We start from the raw sequence: 21,492 nt of genomic DNA, 5'->3' as shown, positions 1-21,492 counted from the left end.
GAGGGCGCGGCTTTGCTGCGCCCTGAAACGTCAGGCCTGCGGGAAGCGCTGCTGCAGCTGCTGCCGGTCCGGCGGATTGGCGGCGCCGAGGCTGGCCACCACGCAAGCGGCGACCCGGTTGGCCAGATCGACCGCCCGCGGCAGTGGCCAGCCGGCAGACAGGCCCGCCAGCAAACCGGCGCAGTGGGCATCGCCCGCGCCGATGGTGTCAACGACCTCTACCGGATAGGCCGGAACGTGCAGCGGCGGCGTGCGGCCGTCGCAGATCCACGCGCCGTCGCGATCCAGGCGACAGATCAGCGTCAGATTACGGGCGGTGGCATAGCGCTGTGCGGCCTCCACGGCGTCGCCGGCGCCGCACAGCGTGGCCACTTCGTCGCGGTTGAGCGTCAGCAGAGTGTGGCTGTCGCTGAGCATGGCGAAGAAATCTTCGCTGAGCTGGGCGATGCGCGGGCCGGGATCGATCAGGCGCGGTTGGTCGAACGGCATGCGCGTCAGCCACTCGCGCAGCGCTTCGCCGTTTTCGCCCGCCAGCTCGTAGCCGCTGGCGTAGATCAGAGTGTGTTCCGTCAGCGGCAGGGTCGCCAGCTGCGCTTTATTCCATTGGCTTTCGCAACCGGACACCGTGATAAAGGTGCGTTCGCCGTCGGGCTCCACCAGCGCCAGGCACCAGCCGTTGTCCATCTGGCCGTGGCGCAACAGCACCTCCAGCCCCAGTTCGCCCATGGCGGCTTCGATCGCCGCGCCCCACTCGCCGTTGCCGACCGGCATGCCGTTGATCACCGGCGCTTCAAGGCGCGTCAGCGCGCGCGCCACGTTGAACGCGCAACCGCCGATTTGCCGCGCCTGCGGCAGGGCTTCGATATCTTCACCGCGGGTTGGCAGGCGCGGCAGCGTCATCACCAGATCGCCGACCGCGCCCCCAATCACCAGGACAGGTGTTACAGCTTCCCACTCATTCATTGATGTTCTCTGCGTTGGGTCAGGTACAGACCGTAAGCGATCAGACTCACCGCAAACGACACAAACAGCCCCAGGCTGGAGTCGGCGAACAAGCCTTTGGCCAGCGGGCCGTCGATAAAACCGGTTTTGGTGACCAGCAGGCCGCACAGGGCGCCGAGGAACCAGCAAAACAGCGGGGCTTTGCGCACGCCGCGGTTCTGGCCATGCAGGCCGTACAAAGCGTTGCCATCATACCCGTGGCGGCGGCGCAGGCACAGGTAATCGAGCAGGAAAATCGCCTCCCAGGCCGCCAGAAACACCCCGCAGAATACCAGGAAGGAGATGAACGGCCCCATGAAATCGCCGGAGATGAACAGCACATACAGGGCGATGCCCAGCACCACCACGGCGTCGATCGATACCGCCAGCCATTGTTTGACCTGCACGCCGATGGTCAGCAGGTTAAGGCTGGCGGAATACAGGCTGAGCACCGCGATGGTGACGATGCCGGCGGTGGCGGCCAGCAGATAAGGGATGGCCATCCAGGCGGGCAGCACCGAGCCTATCAGCGCGATGGGGTTGGCGGCGCTGGCCAGATCGGGGAGCTGCACGGAAAGCAGAATACCGGCCAGCATCAGCAGCATCAGCGGCAAACAGGCGCCGCCCATCACCGCGGCGAAAATGCCTTTGCTCGACGAGCTCGGGCTTTGATAGCGGCTGTAATCGGCGCCGGCGATTGCCCAGCTAATGCCGGTGCCGGCGGCGATCACCGATACCGCCGGCAGGAAACCGGTCAACCAGCTGCCGGAAGGCAGCGCCAGCACCTGGCTCCACTCGGTGTTGAACAGGATATAGAGCACCACGATCAGCGTCATGGTGCCGAAGATGCGGCTGAACCAGCTCTGCATCCAGACCACGGTATTTTGCCCCAGCAGGCTGACGACGACAGTGAGCCCGCCGAACAGCAGCAGGCTGAGCGCGGTCAGCAGGTGGCTGGTTCCCAGTCCGAAGGCCTCGAACAGCGCCGCCAGCGTCAGGGTGCCGGTGATCACGTTGACCGCTTCCCAGCCCATCAGGTTGATCCAACTGAACAGGGTGGGCGCCACGTTGCCCTTCAGCCCGAAAATCACCCGCGAGAGCGTCAGCGTAGAGGTGCGCCCGCGCTTGCCGGCGAAGCTGGTGAGGCCGACCAGCACGAAGCTGGCGACGCCGACCAGCGCGGCGAGTACCGATTGCAGAAAGGATAAGCCGAAGCCGACGATGATGGCGCCGTACACCACGCCGAGAATACCGATATTGGCCGCCGACCAGATCCAAAACAGCTCGATGGGCTTACCGGTCTGTTCCGCGTCCGGCACCCGGTCGATACCGGTGCTTTCTACCTTCCATGCTTCATTGCGATTGATATCGGTCATAGCAAATGATCCCTGTTGCGCAGGGCCGCGAGGGCCGCCGCAGTTGACTGAAAATCGATTCCGTTGGCGCGGTTGAGGCCGGCTATCCCGCTGTCGGTGAAGACGCCGATTCCGCGCAGTGTGTAGCGGCTGATGCCGCCGGGTCTGTCAAAATGAGGGCGGTATCCGCCTTATCGGGTGAGGCACGTCGGCCGCACGGCGCCAATGAGTGTAGTCAAAGAGTGGGGCTGCAGCGGGGTTTGGCGAAGCGGGAACGTTTCTATTTGCCGACATCGATCCGCTTCGCCCTCCGCGATGGGATCCTGTGATGCGGCGATGAGCCGTGAGCAGGCTATCCATTAGCTCCGTTGCTTATTATCGGCCGTTTGCGCCGGCAGTATAGGCCCGCTGCCGGCCATCAAGGGTATCCTTTAGGGCTGGCAGCGGGTTTTTTATTGTTTTTAAAGTGGGTCCCTGGTGTTGGTGCTATTGATGTATCAACATCAATAAGCACAGATTACGCGCGATCTAGATCCAATGAAAGTCCATTAGGCAAAAATTGTGATGCCACTCTGAAAGCATTAGCGATATTTTAGTTAAAGTGAGGTGCCTATCGCCGGACAGGCGATAGGATAACAATGAGACTCAGACGAATGGCATAAGCAAGAGGGCGGGCGAATGACGGATTTTATGGCCTGGCTGCGTGGCCATCTGGCGCAGGGGGCGGTAGCGCCGCGTTATATTCAGCTGGCGGCGGCGATAGAAACCGCGATCAGGCAGCAGGTGTTGGCGGCGGAGGCATTTCTGCCGCCGGAACGGCAGATGGCGGAGGGGCTGGCGCTGTCGCGCGTCACCGTCAGCAAGGCAATGAAGCTGCTGGAGGATAAAGGGTTGATTTCACGGCAGCAGGGGGTCGGCACCCGCGTGGCGATGCGCATTGGTTATTCCCTCGATAAGGACAGCGGTTTCACCGCTCAGGCGCTGCGTCACGGCAGCCGCGTCAGCAATCGATGGCTGCTGCGCACCCGAGTCGGCGCGCCGGCCAAGGCCGCGGCGGCGCTGGGGCTGGCGGAGGGGGATGAAGTGATCAAACTGCGGCGGTTACGCTTGCTGAACGGCAGCCCGGTCTCGCTGGAAACCACCTATATACCACCGCGCTTCTTGCCCGAACCGGCGCAGTTGGAGCATTCACTGTATGCACTATGGCAATCGCGCGGCATCGTGCCTGAAGATAAACACTTTCTGTTGAAGGCGGTGTCCTGCAGCGACGAGGTCGCCGAACTGCTCAACGTGCCGTGCGGCGCGCCGTTGTTGCACATCATCCAAACCAGCCGCAACGCTCAGGGTGAGGCGCTGGAGTTCAGCGATATCTTGTGCCGCAGCGACGTTTATGAATTCGAAGTGAACGGTTAGCGAAATAACCATGCTCTTTTTGCTGCTAGTGCGTATAATCGCCGCCCGGCGATTAATTAACCTGTAAAAAGAGCAGCAGAATGAGCACCACCAGCCTGATCCAACCCGATCGTGAACTGTTTTCCTATAAGCCCTATTGGGCCGAATGTTTTGGCACCGCGCCGTTTTTACCGATGTCGCGGGCAGAGATGGATCAACTGGGCTGGGACAGCTGCGACGTGATCATCATCAGCGGCGACGCCTACGTCGATCACCCAAGCTTTGGCATGGCGATCATCGGCCGCATGCTGGAAGCGCAGGGCTTTCGCGTCGGCATCATCGCGCAGCCGGACTGGAGCAATAAAGAAGACTTCATGCGGTTGGGGAAACCGAACCTGTTCTTCGGCATCACCGCCGGCAACATGGACTCGATGATCAACCGCTACACCGCCGATCGCAAACTGCGCCACGACGATGCCTATACCGCCGGCAACGTCGGCGGCAAGCGGCCGGATCGCGCCACCCTGGTCTACAGCCAGCGCTGCAAAGAAGCCTATAAAGACGTGCCGATCGTGTTGGGCGGCATCGAAGCCAGCCTGCGGCGCATCGCCCACTACGATTACTGGTCGGATACCGTGCGCCGCTCGGTGCTGGTGGACTCCAAAGCCGACATGCTGATCTACGGCAACGGCGAGCGTCCGTTGGTGGAAGTGGCGCACCGTCTGGCCGCCGGTGAGAAGATCGGCGATATCCACGATATTCGCAATACCGCGGTGATGCGCAAAGAAGCGCTGCCGGGCTGGAGCGGCGTGGATTCCACCCGCCTCGACAAGCCGGGCCGCATCGAACCTATTCCGAACCCGTACGGCGAGGATCTGCCGTGCGCCGACGGCGCCAAGCCGAAAGAGCCGGAAGCCAAGCCTGTCACCGTGCGTGCCGCCAAACCGAAGCCGTGGGAGAAGACCTACGTGCTGCTGCCGTCCTTCGAGAAAGTGAAGGGCGACAAGGTGCTGTATGCGCACACCTCGCGCATTTTGCACCATGAAACCAACCCAGGCTGCGCCCGCGCGCTGATGCAAAAACACGGCGATCGCTACGTGTGGATCAACCCGCCGGCGATCCCGCTGACCACGCCGGAGATGGACAGCGTCTTCGCTCTGCCTTATCAACGCGTACCGCACCCGTCCTACGGTCAGGATCGCATTCCGGCCTATGACATGATCCGTTTCTCGGTGAACATCATGCGCGGCTGCTACGGCGGCTGTTCGTTCTGTTCGATCACCGAGCATGAAGGGCGCATCATCCAGAGCCGTTCGGAAGATTCGATCGTTCGCGAAATCGAAGAGATCCGTGACAAGGTGCCGGGCTTTACCGGTGTGATCTCCGATCTGGGCGGCCCGACCGCCAACATGTATATGCTGCGCTGCACCAACCCGCGCGCTGAGCAGACCTGCCGCCGCGCCTCGTGCGTGTATCCGGAGATCTGCACTTACATGGATACCAACCACGAGCCGACCATCAAGCTTTACCGCCGCGCGCGTTCTCTGGAGGGCATCAAGAAGATCCTGATCGCTTCCGGGGTACGTTACGATCTGGCGGTGGAAGATCCGCGCTATATCAAGGAACTGGCGACCCACCACGTCGGCGGCTACCTGAAGATCGCGCCGGAGCACACCGAAGAAGGCCCGTTGTCGAAGATGATGAAACCGGGCATGGGCAGTTACGATCGCTTCAAGCAGCTGTTTGATCACTATTCGAAGCTGGCGGGCAAAGAGCAGTACCTGATCCCATACTTTATCTCGTCGCACCCGGGCACCCGCGATGAAGACATGGTGAACCTGGCGCTGTGGCTGAAGAAGAACCGTTTCCGCCTCGATCAGGTGCAGAACTTCTATCCTTCGCCGATGGCCAACTCCACCACCATGTATTACAGCGGCAAAAACCCGCTGAGCAAGGTGGGGTACAAGAGCGAAGACGTGGTGGTGCCGCGCGGCGATCGCCAGCGCCGCCTGCACAAGGCGCTGCTGCGTTACCACGATCCGGCCAACTGGGCGCTGATCCGCGCCGGGCTGGAAGAGATGGGCCTGAAGCACCTGATCGGCAGCCGCCGCGATTGTCTGGTGCCGGCGCCGAGCATCGACGAACAGCGCGAAGCGAAACGGCTGCAGCGCCATACCCGGCCGGCGCTGACCAAACATACCGATATCAATCGGCAGCGCACGCCGTCCAACCGGCCGCCGCGCAAACCGATTCGCAAAGCCAAGCCGTAACGGCCGCACCGCATGCGTAAACAAAAAGGAGAACCCCCGGGTTCTCCTTTTCACTGTTGAGCGTCACAGCTGCTCGTACGCGGCTTCCACTTTCATCAAATGGCGCGGCGCCTGCGGCGCGGGATGGTATTTGCGCACGTGCCAGTTAAAGGCCTCCGGCGACAGGTTGTTAATCATCGCGATGGCCTGCTGACGGTTGCTGGAGAAGGTGCGCAGCAGTGCCCCGGTGCCGTTGACGTAGGCGATGATGGTGGCGTAGCGCAGCGTGACGGGATTGGCTATCCCTTTAAGCTGTTGTTTTTGCAAGGTGGCCAGATAGGCGGCGCCGAGATCGATATTGGTGTCGGGATCCCGCAGATCGTCATCGTCCGGGCAACCGCGTTTGCCTTTGTAGCGATAGGCGTCGCAGCCGGCGGTATCGGCTTTCAGCTGCATCAGGCCGATCGCATTGGATCTGCTCACTGCGGCGGGGTTGAAACCGGACTCCACCTGGATCATGGCGGTGATCAGCTTGGCGTCTACGCCGTATTCGCTGGCGGCGTCTTTGATGGCGCTATCGAAGGCGTGGCGATCGTAGCTGACGCGCTGTTTCTTGCCGGCGCAACCCGCCAGCACCAGCATGACGCAAAGCATGCCCAGCCGTGACCCGTGTGAGAAAGAGAATTTCATGGTGCTCCGTGCTTGTCTGTTTTTTAACGGCGTTAACCGGCGGGCGGAGCCTCCGGCGTCGTCATCATAACGTCAGGCGGCGCAAAGGAGCAATGTGCGGGAAGGAAAAGCCCCCTCCGGCCGGAGAGGGCTTGGGGGGAGATTACAGGGTATCCGGATCCGGCCCGAGGCGGTTGCCGACATCCAGCTTGGCGATCTCGCCCAGTTCATCTTTATCGAGTTTGAAATCAAACACCTCGAAGTTTTCGCGAATCCGCGACGGCGTGACCGATTTCGGGATGACGATAAGACCGCTGTCCAGGTGCCAGCGCACCACAATCTGCGCCGGGGTTTTCTCGTATTTTTCGGCCAGCGCCTTGATCAGCGGCTGGTCGAACACGCCTTCACCGCCTTGCGCCAGCGGGCTCCAGGATTCGGTGGCGATATGGTGCGTGGCGTTCCAGGCGCGCAGCTGGCGCTGTTGCAGCAGCGGGTGCAGCTCGATCTGGTTGACGACCGGCGCCACGTTGGTTTCATCCAACAGACGCTGCAGGTGCGGCGTATGGAAGTTGCATACGCCGATGCTTTTCACCAGGCCTTGTTCGCGCAGCTTGATCAGCTCGCGCCAGGCGGAGACGTATTGATCCTGCTGCGGGCGCGGCCAGTGGATCAGATACAGATCCACATAGTCCAGCTTGAGCTTTTCCAGACTGCTTTCCAGCGCCGCCAGCGGATCGCCCTGATCGTCGTTCCACAGCTTGGTGGTGATGAACAGGTCGCTGCGCGGCAGCGAGCTGGACTGCAGCGCGGCGCCGACGCCTTCCTCGTTCTTGTAAATCGCGGCGGTGTCGATGGAGCGGTAACCGATCTCCAGCGCTTTGCTCACCGCGCGGGTGGTCTCTTCAATACTCGCCTGCCAAACGCCGAGACCCAACTGCGGCATCAGATTACCATCGTGGAGTTTGATGATGGGTTGTTGCGTTGTCATGCGCATCTCCTTGTGTACGGATTGCGGCGCCTGCGGCGCCGAAACGGCTATAGATAAATTCTAGTTGGCAAAATGGGCGGTTGCCGGGTTTGCCAGCCTAATTTCAGCGGTGGCGGGAGGGCCATTTTCTCCCCGCTCTCCCTGCGAATGAGCGGTAAGACGAGTGGTGCGAAACGATCGGCGGCGCTGAAGCGCCCGACTGCGCCCGGTGATCGGCCGGGCGCAGGATGCGGCGAAAAATGGCTGGCGGAGACTAAAGCCTAGCAAAAAATCGCCGTTTTGCGATTAACGCGCCGCTTCATAAATGCGGCGGCTGACGTCCAGGGTGATGTCCTGATGCTCGCCCAGGGCGGTCATGCCGTGCTGATGGAGCTTGTCGAGCAGCGCCGGAATGCTGCTGCCGTCGAGCTGATAATCCGCCATGCGGGTCGGCACGCCCATCTGTTCGAAGAAGGCGCGGGTGGCGGCGATGGCGCCGTCGATCCGGCTGTCTTCGCTGCCTTCGCGCAGGCCCCAGACGCGTTCAGCGTACTGCAGCAGTTTTTCGCGCTTCTGCGCTTTCTTCTCGTGCAGCAGCGCCGGCAGCACGATGGCCAGCGTTTGCGCGTGGTCGAGATCGTGCATGGCGGTCAGCTCGTGGCCCAGCATGTGGGTCGCCCAGTCCTGCGGCACGCCGGCGCCGATCAGGCCGTTCAGCGCCATGGTGGCGCTCCACATCACGTTGGCGCGCACCGCATAGTTCTCCGGCTCGGCCAGCGCGCGCGGGCCGTCTTCCAGCAGGGTCAACAGCAGGCCTTCGGCGAAGCGATCCTGCACCTTGGCGTCGACCGGGTAGGTCAGATACTGCTCCAGGGTGTGCACGAAGGCGTCGACCACGCCGTTGGCGATCTGGCGGGGCGGCAGCGAGTAGGTCACCACCGGATCCAGTACGGCGAAGCGCGGCTGCACCAGCGGAGAGAAGAAGTGCTGCTTGTCGCCGCTGCTTTTGCGGGTGATCACCGCGCCGCTGTTGGACTCGGAGCCGGTGGCCGGCAGCGTCAGCACGCAGCCCATCGGCACCGCGTCGGCGATGTGGCTGCCGACGGTCTGCAGAATGTGCCAGGCGTCGTTGCTGGCCGTATAACGGGCGGCGGCGGCGATGAACTTGGTGCCGTCAACCACCGAACCGCCGCCGACCGCCAGCAGGAAATCGATGTTTTCCGCTTTCACCACCTCGACCGCTTTCATCAGCGTTTCGTAGGTCGGGTTAGGCTCGATGCCGGAAAACTCCCGCACGTCGCGGCCGGCCAGCGCACTATGCACCTGATCCAGCACGCCGTTTTTCTTTACGCTGCCGCCACCGTAGGTGATCAGGATGCGCGCGTCCGCCGGGATTTGGCCGGCCACGTCGGCAATTTGGTCCTTGCCGAACAGGATTTTGGTTGGGGTATGCAGAATGAAGTTGTGCATGGTTGATTTCTCTCTTTCTGTCAGGCGGGCGCCAAAGTGGCGCAAAAGTATCTGGCCCGTATTGTCAGGAACCGGGCGGCAACGCACAATGCACATTCCTGTTTGGTTCTTGCCTATTTCTACAACTGGCTGTAGAAATGGCGAGTTTTAAATTATGATTTATGCCGAATCGTTCTGACTGTAAGAGGGTGTTTCCGTGATTGAAATCGATGCGCTGCGCAGCCGCATGGCGCGCCAGGCGATGGCTATCGCCAGCGGCAACGGCTACACGCCGTCGCCGGTGCCGCGGGTGAAGATTTTGTATGTCGATCGCCACAGCCCGCGTCAGCCGGTGATGTATGAACCGGGGATCGTCATTGTTTTTCAGGGGCACAAGGTCGGCTATTGCGGCAATAAGAAGTTCCAATACGATCCGCGCAACTACCTGCTGATGACGGTGCCGCTGCCGTTTGAATGCGAAACCTTCGCCAGCCCGGAACTGCCGCTGGTTGGGTTGGCGGTCAATATCGATACCCAAATGCTGCAGGACTTGCTGATCGACATCGGCGATGACGACTACCTGATGCAACCGCGCGCGGAGAGCAACGGGGTGAACCTGGCGGAAATGACGGAAGAGTTGCTGTGCGCCACCGAGCGTCTGCTCGACGTGATGGCCAATCCGCTCGACGCCCGGGTGCTTGGGCCGCAGATCGTACGGGAGATTCTCTATTATGTGCTGCGCGGCGCCTGCGGCGCGTCGCTGCAGGAGTTGGTCAATCGGCATACCCACTTCAGCCAGATCGCCAAGGCGCTGCGGCGTATCGAACATCAGTATGCCGACAGCATCAACGTCGAGCAGTTGGCCAGCGAGGTCAACATGAGCGTCTCGGCGTTCCACCACAACTTCAAGGCGGTGACCAACACCTCGCCGCTGCAGTACGTGAAGTCGTACCGGCTGCATAAGGCGCGCCTGTTGATGGTTCATGACGGTCTGAAGGCCAGCACGGCGGCGATCCGCGTCGGCTACGAAAGCGCGTCGCAGTTCAGCCGCGAGTTCAAACGGCTGTTCGGCATGACGCCGAGCGATGAAGTCGCCCGGCTGCGCGAGGCCAACCCGCTGTTGCTGGAGGGCTGAGCCGCATTTATGGGGTTAAGACGATCTTGCCGAATGGCCCGCGATCGAGGTGATCCAGCGCCTGCGGCAGCTGATCGAAGCGGTATACCTGGTCGATCACCGGCTGCAGGTTGACGGCGTCCACGGCGCGCACCAGGTCTTCCAGCGCGCGGCGGTGGCCGACGCCGATGCCCTGAATCACTGCGGATTTTAATAGCAGCGGGCCGGCGGGGGCGGAAATTTCGTTGCCTTCCAGGATGCCTATTACCGAGATGCGTCCTCCCACCGCCACGGCGCGCACCGAGTTGCCGAGGTTGGTGCCGCCCACGGTATCCACCACATGGTCGATGCCGCGATCCTGGGTCAACTGATAGACCTTCTCCACCCAGTCGCCATGCAGGCGATTGATGCCGCGGTCGGCGCCCAGCGCCTTGGCGCGCGCCAATTTTTCGTCGCTGCCGGAAGTGACGTACACCTCGGCGCCGTGCGCTTTGGCGATCTGCAGCGCGAACAGCGCCACGCCGCCGGTGCCTTGCACCAATACCGAGTCGCCGGCGCGCAGCCTGCCTTGCTCCACCAGTGCGAACCAGGCGGTCAGCCCGGCGCACGGCAAGGTGCTGGCCTGAACATCGTCCAGCGACGCCGGCGCCGCCACCAGCCAATCTTCATGCACTATCACGTATTCCGCCAGCACGCCCTGATAAAAACCGCCGAGGGTGTGATAAGGCACCCGGCGCGCATCGCCGTAGGGTTTTTGCTCGCCGTCGAGCCAACCGGGGCTGAAGGTGGAAATGACGCGCGCGCCGGGCTGAAAGCGGCTGACGCCGGGGCCGATGGCATCGACCTCGCCGGCCATGTCCGAGGCGGGCGTGAACGGCTGCGGCAGCGTGAGCCCCATGCCGCTTTCTATCATCAGTTTGTCACGGTAATTGAGTGAGATAGCCTTCACTTTCACTCTGATCTCGCGCGGCCCCGGCTGCGGGATCGCGTCGGTGGTCAGCTGCAGGTGCTCACGCCCCAGGGCGCTCATCGTCCAGCGTTGCATCGTGTCGGTCATGATGTTCTCCAAAGTCTGCGATTAACGACCTGTCGATAATATCGTTGATGAAGGTTCGCCAGTGGCGATAAGATTTCCGCAGATTGTTTCTTTCAGGGCGACAAATCATGAGCGATCGGTTGAGCGGCATTTCGGTATTCGTTACCGCCGTGGAGGCGGGCAGTTTTGCGTTGGCGGCCAGTCGGCTGCATCTTTCGCGTTCGGCGGTCGGCAAAACCATTGCCCGGCTGGAACAGCGGCTGGGGGTGCGGCTGTTTCATCGCACCACGCGCAGCCAGAGCCTGACCGACGACGGTGCGCTGTTTTATGAGCGCTGCCTGCGGGCGCTGGAGGAGATCCGTGGCGCGGAAACGCTGCTGGAGTCGGGGAAACGACAGGTCAGCGGCCGGCTGCGGGTGTCGATGCCGGTGCTGTTTGGCCGCATGTGCATTGCGCCGCTGCTGACCGAACTGACGCGCGAGCATCCTGGGTTGGAGCTGGAGCTGTCGTTCAGCGATCGGGTGGTGGACCTGATTGAGGACGGCTTCGATATGGCGATTCGCAACGGTACGCTGGCCAACAGCAGCGGCTTGGTGGCGCGCCGCATCGGCGATCACCGCATGGCGCTGTGCGCCTCGCCGGCCTATCTGCAGCGGTGCGGCGAACCGCACAGCATCGAGCAACTTGCGCAGCATGAGGCGGTGACCTATATGCGCGCCGGCGCGCGGCGCAGCTGGTTGGTATTGGATAGCGACGGCAAGCCGCAGGACGTGATGCCGAATAACCGGCTGCAAATGGACGACCTGCAGGCGATTGCGGATGCGGCGACGGCGGGTTTCGGCATTGCCTGGCTGCCGTGCTGGCTGGTGCGTGAGCAGTTGCTGAGCGGGGCGCTGGTGCGCTTGCTGCGCGATCGGCCGGGCGCCGCCTTTGAAGCGCATGCGGTGTGGCCGCACACGCCTCACCTGCCGCTGAAGGTGCGGCTGGCGGTGGATACGCTGGTGAACAAACTGCCTGCCAGTCTGGCGTTGGTCGAGAAGGCGCTGTAGCGCGCCCGGTTCAGGAAGAGGCGGCGCGTTTTTTACGCCAGATCACCAGCATGGCGCCCAGCAGGCCGACGAACAGCAGCAGCAGCGGCAGCAGCATCAGGCCGGTCATCACCTGGCTTTCATAGCGTTTCACCAGAGGGATTTGGCTGAACGCGTAGCCGAGGCCGACCAGCGCGCAGACCCAGATCGCCGCGCTCAGCCAGTTGAACACCTGGAAGCGCGAGCTGTTGAGCCCGGAAATGCCGGCCATGGTCGGCAGCAGGGTGCGTACGAAACCGAGGAAGCGGCCGATCAGCAGCGCCGTCAGCCCGTGGCGGTTGAACAGGTTGTGCGCGCGCTGGTGGTACTGTGCCGGCAGTTGCAGCAGCCAGCTCTTCACCAGGCCGGTGTGGCCCAGCCAGCGGCCCTGGATATAGCTCAGCCAGCAGCCGAGCCCGGCGGCGGCGGTCAGTATCAGCAGAGTGGGGGCAAAGCCCATCACGCCTTTGGCGATCAGCGCGCCCGACAGCAGCAGCAGGCTGTCACCGGGAAGGAAGGAGGCGGGCAGCAGTCCGTTTTCCAAAAACAGAGTGGTGAAAAGTACGGCGTAAACCACCCAAATTACGCTTGGATCGGCGAGGGCGATGAAGTCCTGCTGCCAAAGCGCATGAATAATCTCTCGTAATACATCCATTTTATGTCCTGTTGCATGCCGGTTGCGCCCGGGGTCACGTTCTCCAGGATGCGGCGGTTACCGTATCTGACAGTTACCCGGTTAGTGTACCGCTAATAGCTTAAGCCGACATTAAACGAGACGAAGAAAATTATCGGAATCCGCCTTAGCGCACGCCGTTGAGGCGATCGAAGCCGGCCGCCAGATCGGCGATCAGGTCTTCGACGTTCTCCAGACCGATATGCAACCGCACCAGCGTGCCGGAAAAATCGACGCCGCCCGCCGGGCGGATCGCTTCCAGTTCTTCCGGCTGGTTGGCCAGGATCAGCGACTCGAAGCCGCCCCAGGAGTAGGCCATGCTGAAGTGGCTGAAGTTGTCCAGGTAGGCGGCCAACTGCGCCTCATCCAGCCGCTCTTTCAGCACGAAGGAGAACAGCCCGTTGCAGCCGCTGAAGTCGCGGCGATAGAACTCGTGGCCTTTGCAACTGGGCAGGGCCGGGTGATTGACCGTCGCCACCTCCGGCCGTTCGGCCAGCCAGTTGGCGACCTCAATGCTGCTGCGTTCGTGCTGCTTCAGGCGCACGCTCAGGGTACGCAGGCCGCGGCTCGCCATGTAGGCGGTGTCGGCATCCACCATCTGCCCCATCAGATAGGAGTACTCGCGCAGTTGCTCCCAACAGCGCGCGTTGGCGACGGCGGTGCCGAGCATGTAATCGGAATGGCCGATCAGGTATTTGGTGCCGGCCTGAATGGAGATATCGATGTCGAAATCCAACGCCTTGAACAGCACGCCCGCCGCCCAGGTATTGTCGATCATGATCACCACCTCCGGCGCCACGGCGCGAATGGCCTGCACCATCGCCGGAATGTCCTGCACTTCCAGGGTGATGGAGCCGGGGGATTCCAGGAACACCACGCGGGTGTTGGGTTGGATCAACGTGGCGATATCGGCGCCGATCAGCGGATCGAAATAGGTGGTGCTGACGTTCATGCGGCCGAGGATATGGGTGCAGAAATCCTGGGTCGGTTCGTACGCCGAACCAGTGACCAGCAGGTGATCGCCGGCGCCGACGAACGACAGAATCGCATTGGCCACCGCCGCCGCGCCGCAGGGGTACAGCACGCAGCCGGCGCCGCCCTCCAGCTCCACCATCGCATCCTGCAGGGCGAAGTGGGTCAGGGTGCCGCGTCGGCCGTAAAACAGCTCGCCGTGGGCGCGTTGCGCGGTGGCGTGTTTTTTGGCAGCGACGGAGTCGAAGACTAAAGAAGAGGCGCGTTGCGTGACGGGATTGACGGAGCCCTGGGTGTAACGCTGGCTGCGGCCGGCGCCGATCAGCGTGGTTTCGATATGTTTTGACGTCATGGTACCTGGCTCACCTCTGGTTGCTCTGCACGTGCCCGTTTGCGATAGCCCTTACGTTAACATGAGTTAATATAGCCATCCAGACGTTTTAACTTCCAGATATAGAAACGGCTATAATTGTCTGTCGGGCGCGCATTTCTCGCCTCATCCTTCTGCCGTGGTGCGAGAGAGAAGCCCATTCATCGGTCAAGACGCCGTTCGGCAGCGCGGCGTTGTTGCGTCGTTGTGGGAGAAAAGTAACGAAATAACCCTATAAAAGGGGCAGTTGGCGGTGAACGGACGCAGATTGGCGCTTTGTGGCGGGGCTGGCTAAAATTTTCTCGTTTATTTGGTAAATAATAATGAGAACTACTATCAATCCCCGGTTGGTTTGATATGATCGCACGCTGAATTATTCCTTAATTTTGATCGGTAATGGGTGGAGGCACAGCGTGAAAACGGCTGGCAAGAATTTAAATCAAGGATCGTTCGGCCAGGGCCGGGCGCAGTGGGGCAAGGCCTTCGGCCGCAGCCTGATGGCTTCTATGGTGCTGGTCGTGGGGCTGGCCGGCAGCGCGCAGGCCGCGCCGGCGAGCAATCCGGCCGTTGCCGAAAGCGTTGCGCCGACCACCGCGCCTGCACCTGCGGCAGCCGCCGCGCCGGAGAGCATCACGCCGGTGAACCCGGCGCCAACGATCCAGCCACCGGAAACCCGCGGCATGGACCTGTCCGTTTGGGGCATGTACCAGCACGCCGACGCGGTGGTGAAAGCGGTAATGATCGGCCTGGTGCTGGCCTCGATCGTGACCTGGACCATTCTGTTCTCCAAAGGCAGCGAACTGCTGCGCGCCAAGCGCCGTCTGCGCCGCGAGCAGTTGGCGCTGGCCGAAGCGCGCTCGCTGGATGAAGCCTCCGAGCTGGCGCAAAACTTCGCCCCGGAGAGCGTCAGCGCGGTATTGCTGAACGATGCGCAAAACGAGCTGGAGCTGTCTGCGGAATCCAACGACAACAACGGCATCAAAGAGCGCACCGGCTTCCGTCTCGAGCGCCGCGTGGCGGCCTACAGCCGCAACATGGGCCGCGGCAACGGCTTCCTCGCCACCATCGGCGCCATCTCGCCGTTCGTCGGCCTGTTCGGCACCGTGTGGGGCATCATGAACAGCTTCATCGGCATCGCCCATTCGCAGACCACCAACCTGGCGGTTGTGGCGCCGGGCATCGCGGAAGCGCTGCTGGCGACCGCGCTGGGCCTGGTGGCGGCGATCCCTGCCGTCGTTATCTACAACATCTTCGCCCGCGTCATCAGCGGCCACCGTGCGCAGGTGGGCGACGTGGCGGCGCAGGTCATGCTGCTGCAGGGCCGCGATCTGGATCTGGCCGCGACGGCGGAAGCCAAGCGCTCACAGCACGCGCACCAACTGCGGGCGGGGTGAGTCATGGCGATGCGCTTAAATGAAGATCTGGACGACAGCGGCGAACTGCATGAAATCAACGTGACGCCGTTTATCGACGTCATGTTGGTGCTGTTGATCATCTTTATGGTGGCCGCGCCGCTGGCAACGGTAGATATCCGCGTCGATCTGCCGGCTTCTTCCGCCAAGCCGCAGCCGCGGCCGGAAAAACCGGTGTTCCTGTCGGTGAAGGCCGACAAGCAGCTCTACGTCGGCGATCAGCCGGTGAATGCCGATCAGCTGACTTCGGTGCTGGATCAACGTACCCAGGCTAACAAAGAAACCACCATCTTCTTCCAGGCGGACAAGAGCGTGGACTATGAAACGCTGATGAGCGTGATGGACACCCTGCGTAAAGCCGGCTACCTGAAAGTGGGGCTGGTGGGCATGGAGGGCGCCGCCAAGTAGCGGCAGCAAAACGATAAAGGGCGCTCAGGCGCCCTTTTTTATTGATTCTGAGATATCACTCCCCGGCTAACAAAGCCCGGGAACCGGCATGACGCCAGTGGATACGGCCCGGCAGATAAAGCGCGCTCTGTTCCAGCGGCCGTTCGTCGATAAGCGCGGTGACTTGGTCGAAGCTATGTTGCGCCAGTGCCAGGCAGTCTTGCGCGACCGTGTCTATCTTCAGCGTCATGCAGTCGAACAGGTAGTGATCGTCGAAGCTGCACAGGTGAATGTCGCTCTCCATCAGCTGATGCTGAGTCAGATAACGCAATACGCCTTCCAGCAGGCCGCAGGCGGCGGTAAACAGCGCTTTAGGCGGACGCCCCAGCTGTGCGCACAGCTGGGCAAACATCTCGTAACCTGAGCTGGGGTGATAGTTGCCGTTGATGATCCATTCCGGTTTGCATCTGATGCCGGCGCGCTCCAGGCCAAGCTGGAAGCCGGCGAGGCGATCGCGGGTCGGCGAAATGCGCGGCTGCCCGCCGAGAAAATAGATCTCATCCGGATGTTGGCGCGCGACCTTTTCCACTAGGTCGGCAGTCGAATTGACCGAATCGGTGATCACCAGCGGCAGTTCGGAGCCGGCGATCAGACGGTCCATCTGCACCACCGGCAGCCCGGCGTTGATCTTCTGGTATTCCGCGTCGTTCAACTGGCTGGAGGCGACGATCAAGCCATCCACCTGCCGCTGCACCAGACTGTTCACCGCCATCATCTCCTGCGCCGGGTTTTCATCGGTGCAGGCGATCAGCAGCTGCAGACCGGCTTCGCGGCACAGCGTTTCCAGCTCGCGCGAAATCACCGCAAAGCCGTAGTTGGTCATCTCCGGCACCACCAGCCCCAGCGTGTGGCTGCGGTTGGAGCGCAAAGAGCGGGCGTGGATGCTGGGCTGATAATGGTGTTCGTGCGCCAGCGCCAGAACGCGATCGCGGGTGTCGTCGGACACCCGATATTCCTTGCTGCGGCCGTTCAGCACCAGGCTGGCGGTCGATTTCGACACCCCGGCCAGCGTGGCGATGTCACTGATGGTAATGCGTTTATTTTTTTTCACTGACGCCATCTGAAGTCATCGGAGGATGCGTCATTCTAGCATGCATGGCGTCAGCGGCCAGTATTCCAACGCCAGCGGCGCGCTCCCGCACAGCCGCAGTTGCGGCTCACCAGCCGGGAAGTAGCGCGCGCTCATCACCGCCTCGCCGCGGTTGATGAAAATTTCCACGCTGGAACGATCGAACAGCAGTTGCAGATGCGTGACCGAGCCGCGCCAGTAACGGTGCTCCGGCCGGCCGTCGGTCAGGGAAGTGCGCGTCAGCTGCAGCCTTTCGCCGTCCCAGTTCAGCGTCATCGTGTCGCCAAAGGTTGCGCTGAACGCGCCCTGCGGCGTCATTTGCAACTCCGCGGCCCCCAGCGCATAGGCGGGGGCGTCATCGGCGCGGCCTTGCCAGCCTGCTCGCTCACCGCGCAGCTGTTGCAGCTCGCGCGCCGGGCGCTGGTGGAGGCGGCCATGCCGCAGCGACAGCTCGCGCGGGCAGGTCATGGTGTGGATCCAGCCGTAACGGCGCGTCGGATGGGCTTCTTCATCTTGCTCGGGCACGCCCATCCAGCCGAACAGCAGGCGCCGGCCATCTTCCGCCAGTGTCGTCTGCGGCGCGTAGAACTCGAAGCCGGCGTCCAGCTCGCGGAATTCGCCGTGGCTGAAGGCCGCCTGCCGGTAATCCAGCTTGCCGAGCAGATAGCCGGCCTGATAACGGTTGAGATAGCGTTCCGGCTGCGGCGCCAGCCCCTGCGGGCAGCAGATCAACACATCGGAGCCGTCCAGCGTGAACAGATCCGGGCACTCCCACATGTAGCCGAATTCCTCTAAGCCGTTCAGACCGGAACCGGCGATCTCGCCCAGCGATTGCCAGTCACGCAGATTGCTGGAACGAAACAGCAGCACCTTACCGCGATCCTGCAGGTCACGCGCGCCGAGCACCATGTACCAGTCATTTTGATGACGCCACACTTTCGGATCGCGTACGTGACCGCTGTAGCCCTCCGGCAGCGGCAGCACCGGCCCGAGCTTGCGGTATTCGCCCCGTTCGCTTTCCTGAGCCAGGCATTGGTAAGCGGTGCGTGAGCCGTCTGGGAATTTCACGTTGCCGGTGTAGATCAGCGTGATTTTGCCTTCCGCCGCCACCGCCGAGCCGGAGTAACAGCCGTGGCTGTCGTAACAGGCGCTGGGCGCCAGGGCGATTGGTTGGTGCTCCCAACGCAGCAAATCGGCCGACTGCCAGTGTCCCCAGCATTTGTTGCGATGATCGCAACCCAGCGGATTCCACTGATAAAACAGATGATAAACGCCGTTGTGCTGGATAAAGCCGTTGGGATCGTTCAGCAGGCCAACGCTGGGCGCCAGATGCCAGGCCGGGCGGTGCGGATCGCGCAGCGCGAGCGGCTGGCCGTTCATGACCGCCCGCATTGCCTGTTTGATTAAGCTGAGTTCTTCCATCATTGCGCGTCCGTTTTGTATTTCAGCAGCAGGGAGAGAACAAAGGCGCTGCCAAACGCGATCGCCAGACCGATGATATAGCTGACCAGAGAACTGGCCTGCACGATCGCCATGCCGGGGATCGCCGTCAGCCCGACCGCGTTCATGCCGACATGGTTGGCCACCACCCAGGCCCCGCCGAGCGCGCCGCCCGCCAGCGCCGCCAGAAACGGTTTCACGAAGCGCAGATTGATGCCGAACAGCGCCGCCTCGGTGATGCCGAGCATGGCGGAAAAGGCCGAAGGCACCGCAATGGCTTTGATTTTGGCGTCGCGGGTTTTGAAATAGACCGCCAGGCAGGCGCCGCCCTGAGCGATGTTGGCCATCGACCAAATCGGCAGCAGGAAGTTGACGCCGATAGTGGGGTTGCCGAGCAGCCCGGCCTCTACCGCGTGGAAACTGTGGTGGATGCCGGTAATGACGATAGCGGAATAGAGGCCGCCGAACAGCAGCCCGGCGAACCACCCCGCATGAGCGATCAGCGTGCTGAGCACGAAGGAGATGCCGTCGCCCAGCGCACGGCCGGCGGGGCCGATAAACAGCAGGGCGACAAAGCCTGAGATCACCACCGTCAGGAACGGCGTCAGGATCAGATCGAGCGCGTTGGGGATCACCTTACGCAGACGTTTTTCCAACAGGCTCATGAACCACACCGTCAGCAGCACCGGAAATACCGTGCCCTGGTAGCCGATCATGGCGATGTCCAGACCGAAGAAATTCATGGTGTGGAACCCGCCGGCGACGCCCCAGGCATTGGTCAACGCCGGATGCGTCAAAATGCCGCCGAGCGTGGCGCCCAGATAGGGATTGCCGCCGAATTCGCGTGCGGCGGTGAAACCGATCAGAATCGGCAGGATAATGAACGCCGCCGAGCTGAACATATCCAGCATGATGAACAGCGCGCTGTTGGCATCGGCCCAGCCGTAGGTTTTCACCATGCCGAGCAGCCCCATCAACAGGCCGGAAGCGACGATCGCCGGGATGATTGGCACGAAGATGTTCGACAGCAGGCGCGCGATGCGCTGCAGCGGGTTGAGCTTTTTCGCCGCGATATCGGCGGCTTCGGCCTTGCTGGATTCGCTGACGCCCGCCGCCTTGATGAATTCCGCATGCACCTTGTTGACCAGTCCGGTGCCGAAGATCACCTGGATCTGACCGGCGTTGCTGAAGCAGCCTTTAACGCCGTCCAGTTTGCCGATGGCCTCTTTGTCCACCTTGCTGTCGTCCACCAGCACCAGGCGCAGGCGCGTGGCGCAGTGGGCGGCGCTGGCGATGTTCTCTTTACCGCCGAGCAGCGGCAACAGCGCGTTGGCGGTTGCGGTAATGTCCATGTTGTCCCCTTGCTAAATAAAAATGCCGCCGCGCAGTTTGCGGCGCAGCGCCGTGAATCGATGTCAGAAGAAATACTTGAATCTGGCGCGCATGCCGTAACGCTGGTCGTTGTCGCCGTTGGCGATCTTGTTGTCGGCGTTGGCTTCCAGCAGCGACACATAGGCGCCTAAATACAGGTTGAAATTCTTCATATTCATAATGTTAGGTATCTGATACGACGCGTGAACGGTGTGGATGTCGTAGTTGCCCGGTTCGCTGAGCGGGTTGTGGATATCGGCGGCGATCCCGGCGGTATTGAACTCTTTGATATTGTTATGGGCATAGATATAACCCAGTTCGAAGCGTCGCCACAGCACGTTGACGCCGGCGGTGAAGTCTTGCTCGCCTGAGGCATCCAGATAGGCGGTGCTCAGGTTGGCCACCACGCCGTTATCCGGATTGGCGGCGCTGTTGTTCCAACTCATCGTCATGCCGTAGCCGTTGCGCTTGGATTGGTCGACGAAGCGGCCCTGGCTGTCCTGATAGCCGTAAGCGTTATTCACCACGTTGCTTTCCATCGCCGCCGCGATGCTGAAGGCGTCTTTCTTCCAGGCGATCACCGGGCGCAAATAGGCGACGTTTTTCTTATTTTCCAGCGCATTGCCGTGGTAGCTGTTGTCCTGGAACAGCGAGGTGCCGTCTTCCACCAGCGTGTTCAGTTCGAAATAGACATCCCCGGCGTATTTGCTCAGCATCAGGTTGCCGCCGCTGCTGCGGCCGCGGCCTTCTTTCATCATGTAGATATAGCCGAAGCCGTCGGCGTACAGGTCGTTGGCGGTATTGCCGGAGTATTGAATGAAGGTGTCCTGATTCAGCGGGAACATGTCGTAGGCTTCGAAGCGGCCGATTTTGGTTTGCCAGTTCTTTTCATTGCCGAAGAAGAAAGCGGCGTCGTCCAGGTTCATTTTGCCGCTCATGTCCGCCAGCGGCTGGACGCTGAAGCCGGAGAAGTTGCCGTCCGGATTGCGGCGGTAACCGTCCAGCCCGACCAGAATGCGGCCATTGATGTCCCAGCGCTCTTTGTTGCCGGGTTTCCAGTCCTTGTGGTCGCTGCCTTTCAGCGACGTCAGCTGGCCGCTGCGGCTGGCGCCGTCCAGATTGAACTCCACGTCGCCGTACAGTTTCAGATCGTTGAAACCGTTCAGTTTCAGCGCGCTGGTCGGAGAGGATTGCGTTTCAAGCGCGGCGGCGCGCTGCACGACCTGCGCGGTTTGCCTTTCGGTGCTGGCGGTGCGCTGTTCCAGCTGTTGCGCCCGGCGTTCCGCCGCGGTGGCGCGAGTTTCAGCCTGAGCGGCGCGCTGTTCCGCCTGCGCCAGGCGTTGTTCCAGCGCGTTGAGGCGCGCCTCGATGCCGCCGCCGCCGGAGGCTGCAGCGGCAGACGTGGAGAGGAAAAGCCCTGTTGTTATCGCCAAATAGCTGAGTTTTTTCATCATCGTCT

At 61.8% G+C, this 21,492-nt stretch carries 18 protein-coding genes; 6 read left to right on the top strand and 12 right to left on the bottom strand.

The features are described from left to right. Positions 1–30: 30 nt before the first annotated feature. Positions 31–963: a PfkB family carbohydrate kinase gene (locus ACP39K_RS21640; protein WP_147881453.1), complete on the bottom strand. Its 933-nt coding sequence runs from the start codon at positions 961–963 to the stop codon at positions 31–33. Further along, entirely contained in the window at positions 960–2,357 is a 1,398-nt protein-coding gene (locus ACP39K_RS21635; protein WP_004937281.1) for a purine-cytosine permease family protein, read from the bottom strand. The genes ACP39K_RS21640 and ACP39K_RS21635 overlap by 4 nt, the downstream gene beginning before the upstream one ends. 657 nt (positions 2,358–3,014) lie before the next feature. On the opposite strand from ACP39K_RS21635, the gene ACP39K_RS21630 reads away from it, so the two are divergent. Next, positions 3,015–3,749: a GntR family transcriptional regulator gene (locus ACP39K_RS21630; protein ID WP_016930130.1), complete on the top strand. Its 735-nt coding sequence runs from the start codon at positions 3,015–3,017 to the stop codon at positions 3,747–3,749. Between the two features lie 80 nt (positions 3,750–3,829). Continuing rightward, a complete protein-coding gene (locus tag ACP39K_RS21625; RefSeq protein ID WP_497008825.1) occupies positions 3,830–5,998 on the top strand; it encodes a YgiQ family radical SAM protein in 2,169 nt (722 codons plus the stop codon). A gap of 63 nt (positions 5,999–6,061) precedes the next feature. Here ACP39K_RS21625 and ACP39K_RS21620 read toward each other — a convergent pair whose 3' ends face one another. From ACP39K_RS21620 to yqhD, 3 genes are all read right to left on the bottom strand, one after another. After that, a complete protein-coding gene (locus tag ACP39K_RS21620; RefSeq protein ID WP_016930129.1) occupies positions 6,062–6,667 on the bottom strand; it encodes a transglycosylase SLT domain-containing protein in 606 nt (201 codons plus the stop codon). 142 nt (positions 6,668–6,809) lie between these two features. Further along, positions 6,810–7,634, bottom strand: coding sequence for a 2,5-didehydrogluconate reductase DkgA (gene dkgA / locus ACP39K_RS21615; RefSeq protein ID WP_060445081.1), 825 nt, complete (start codon positions 7,632–7,634; stop codon positions 6,810–6,812). A 285-nt stretch (positions 7,635–7,919) separates the two neighbouring features. Beyond that, positions 7,920–9,083, bottom strand: a complete 1,164-nt coding sequence (gene yqhD, locus ACP39K_RS21610; RefSeq protein ID WP_016930127.1) for an alcohol dehydrogenase — start codon at positions 9,081–9,083, stop codon at positions 7,920–7,922. 226 nt (positions 9,084–9,309) lie between these two features. Here yqhD and ACP39K_RS21605 point away from each other — a divergent pair, with 226 nt between their 5' ends. Further along, positions 9,310–10,197 carry an AraC family transcriptional regulator gene (locus ACP39K_RS21605; protein WP_156866316.1) on the top strand — a complete coding sequence of 296 codons (888 nt, stop codon included), beginning with the start codon at positions 9,310–9,312 and terminating at the stop codon, positions 10,195–10,197. A 7-nt stretch (positions 10,198–10,204) separates the two neighbouring features. On the opposite strand, the gene ACP39K_RS21600 is transcribed toward ACP39K_RS21605, so the two are convergent. After that, the gene (locus ACP39K_RS21600) at positions 10,205–11,233 is read right to left on the bottom strand and encodes a zinc-dependent alcohol dehydrogenase family protein (protein ID WP_244757807.1); all 1,029 of its coding nucleotides are present in this window, start codon (positions 11,231–11,233) and stop codon (positions 10,205–10,207) included. 107 nt (positions 11,234–11,340) lie between these two features. Here ACP39K_RS21600 and ACP39K_RS21595 point away from each other — a divergent pair, with 107 nt between their 5' ends. Further along, entirely contained in the window at positions 11,341–12,261 is a 921-nt protein-coding gene (locus ACP39K_RS21595) for a LysR family transcriptional regulator (protein ID WP_033639377.1), read from the top strand. A gap of 10 nt (positions 12,262–12,271) precedes the next feature. Here the strand turns inward: ACP39K_RS21595 and ACP39K_RS21590 are convergent, their stop codons facing one another. Then, complete coding sequence (locus ACP39K_RS21590) at positions 12,272–12,934, bottom strand: DedA family protein (RefSeq protein WP_004937300.1); 663 nt, start codon at positions 12,932–12,934, stop codon at positions 12,272–12,274. A gap of 145 nt (positions 12,935–13,079) precedes the next feature. Further along, on the bottom strand, positions 13,080–14,276 hold the full coding sequence (gene metC / locus ACP39K_RS21585) for a cystathionine beta-lyase (protein ID WP_033639378.1): 1,197 nt from the start codon (positions 14,274–14,276) through the stop codon (positions 13,080–13,082). Between the two features lie 431 nt (positions 14,277–14,707). On the opposite strand from metC, the gene exbB reads away from it, so the two are divergent. Both exbB and exbD read left to right on the top strand, forming a co-directional pair. Then, positions 14,708–15,688, top strand: coding sequence for a tol-pal system-associated acyl-CoA thioesterase (gene exbB, locus ACP39K_RS21580; protein ID WP_072270933.1), 981 nt, complete (start codon positions 14,708–14,710; stop codon positions 15,686–15,688). Positions 15,689–15,691: 3 nt separating this feature from the next. Then, positions 15,692–16,114 (top strand): TonB system transport protein ExbD, encoded by a 423-nt coding sequence (gene exbD, locus ACP39K_RS21575; RefSeq protein WP_004937307.1) that lies wholly within the window; start codon positions 15,692–15,694, stop codon positions 16,112–16,114. 55 nt (positions 16,115–16,169) lie between these two features. Here exbD and ACP39K_RS21570 read toward each other — a convergent pair whose 3' ends face one another. The 4 genes from ACP39K_RS21570 to ACP39K_RS21555 all read right to left on the bottom strand — a co-directional run bounded on the left by ACP39K_RS21570 (position 16,170) and on the right by ACP39K_RS21555 (position 21,484). After that, positions 16,170–17,213 carry a LacI family DNA-binding transcriptional regulator gene (locus tag ACP39K_RS21570; RefSeq protein WP_197788032.1) on the bottom strand — a complete coding sequence of 348 codons (1,044 nt, stop codon included), beginning with the start codon at positions 17,211–17,213 and terminating at the stop codon, positions 16,170–16,172. 21 nt (positions 17,214–17,234) lie between these two features. Next, a complete protein-coding gene (locus ACP39K_RS21565) occupies positions 17,235–18,644 on the bottom strand; it encodes a sucrose-6-phosphate hydrolase (protein ID WP_497008830.1) in 1,410 nt (469 codons plus the stop codon). Then, on the bottom strand, positions 18,644–20,014 hold the full coding sequence (locus tag ACP39K_RS21560) for a sucrose-specific PTS transporter subunit IIBC (RefSeq protein ID WP_033639379.1): 1,371 nt from the start codon (positions 20,012–20,014) through the stop codon (positions 18,644–18,646). Before ACP39K_RS21560 ends, ACP39K_RS21565 begins: the two co-directional genes overlap by 1 nt. Before the next feature lie 63 nt (positions 20,015–20,077). Then, entirely contained in the window at positions 20,078–21,484 is a 1,407-nt protein-coding gene (locus tag ACP39K_RS21555) for a carbohydrate porin (RefSeq protein ID WP_497008829.1), read from the bottom strand. Between the last annotated feature and the right edge of the window lie 8 nt (positions 21,485–21,492).

The organism is Serratia sp. EC4 (assembly GCF_059652115.1).
This window is presented reverse-complemented; position numbering and strand designations above follow the sequence as displayed.

Bases quoted from the DNA above. Each gene is read 5' to 3' on its own strand.
- ACP39K_RS21640 (WP_147881453.1), bottom strand. From the start codon at position 963: ATGAATGAGTGGGAAGCTGTAACACCTGTCCTGGTGATTGGGGGCGCG.
- ACP39K_RS21635 (WP_004937281.1), bottom strand. From the start codon at position 2,357: ATGACCGATATCAATCGCAATGAAGCATGGAAGGTAGAAAGCACCGGT.
- ACP39K_RS21630 (WP_016930130.1), top strand. From the start codon at position 3,015: ATGACGGATTTTATGGCCTGGCTGCGTGGCCATCTGGCGCAGGGGGCG.
- ACP39K_RS21625 (WP_497008825.1), top strand. From the start codon at position 3,830: ATGAGCACCACCAGCCTGATCCAACCCGATCGTGAACTGTTTTCCTAT.
- ACP39K_RS21620 (WP_016930129.1), bottom strand. From the start codon at position 6,667: ATGAAATTCTCTTTCTCACACGGGTCACGGCTGGGCATGCTTTGCGTC.
- dkgA (WP_060445081.1), bottom strand. From the start codon at position 7,634: ATGACAACGCAACAACCCATCATCAAACTCCACGATGGTAATCTGATG.
- yqhD (WP_016930127.1), bottom strand. From the start codon at position 9,083: ATGCACAACTTCATTCTGCATACCCCAACCAAAATCCTGTTCGGCAAG.
- ACP39K_RS21605 (WP_156866316.1), top strand. From the start codon at position 9,310: ATGGCGCGCCAGGCGATGGCTATCGCCAGCGGCAACGGCTACACGCCG.
- ACP39K_RS21600 (WP_244757807.1), bottom strand. From the start codon at position 11,233: ATGACCGACACGATGCAACGCTGGACGATGAGCGCCCTGGGGCGTGAG.
- ACP39K_RS21595 (WP_033639377.1), top strand. From the start codon at position 11,341: ATGAGCGATCGGTTGAGCGGCATTTCGGTATTCGTTACCGCCGTGGAG.
- ACP39K_RS21590 (WP_004937300.1), bottom strand. From the start codon at position 12,934: ATGGATGTATTACGAGAGATTATTCATGCGCTTTGGCAGCAGGACTTC.
- metC (WP_033639378.1), bottom strand. From the start codon at position 14,276: ATGACGTCAAAACATATCGAAACCACGCTGATCGGCGCCGGCCGCAGC.
- exbD (WP_004937307.1), top strand. From the start codon at position 15,692: ATGGCGATGCGCTTAAATGAAGATCTGGACGACAGCGGCGAACTGCAT.
- ACP39K_RS21570 (WP_197788032.1), bottom strand. From the start codon at position 17,213: ATGGCGTCAGTGAAAAAAAATAAACGCATTACCATCAGTGACATCGCC.
- ACP39K_RS21565 (WP_497008830.1), bottom strand. From the start codon at position 18,644: ATGGAAGAACTCAGCTTAATCAAACAGGCAATGCGGGCGGTCATGAAC.
- ACP39K_RS21560 (WP_033639379.1), bottom strand. From the start codon at position 20,014: ATGGACATTACCGCAACCGCCAACGCGCTGTTGCCGCTGCTCGGCGGT.
- ACP39K_RS21555 (WP_497008829.1), bottom strand. From the start codon at position 21,484: ATGAAAAAACTCAGCTATTTGGCGATAACAACAGGGCTTTTCCTCTCC.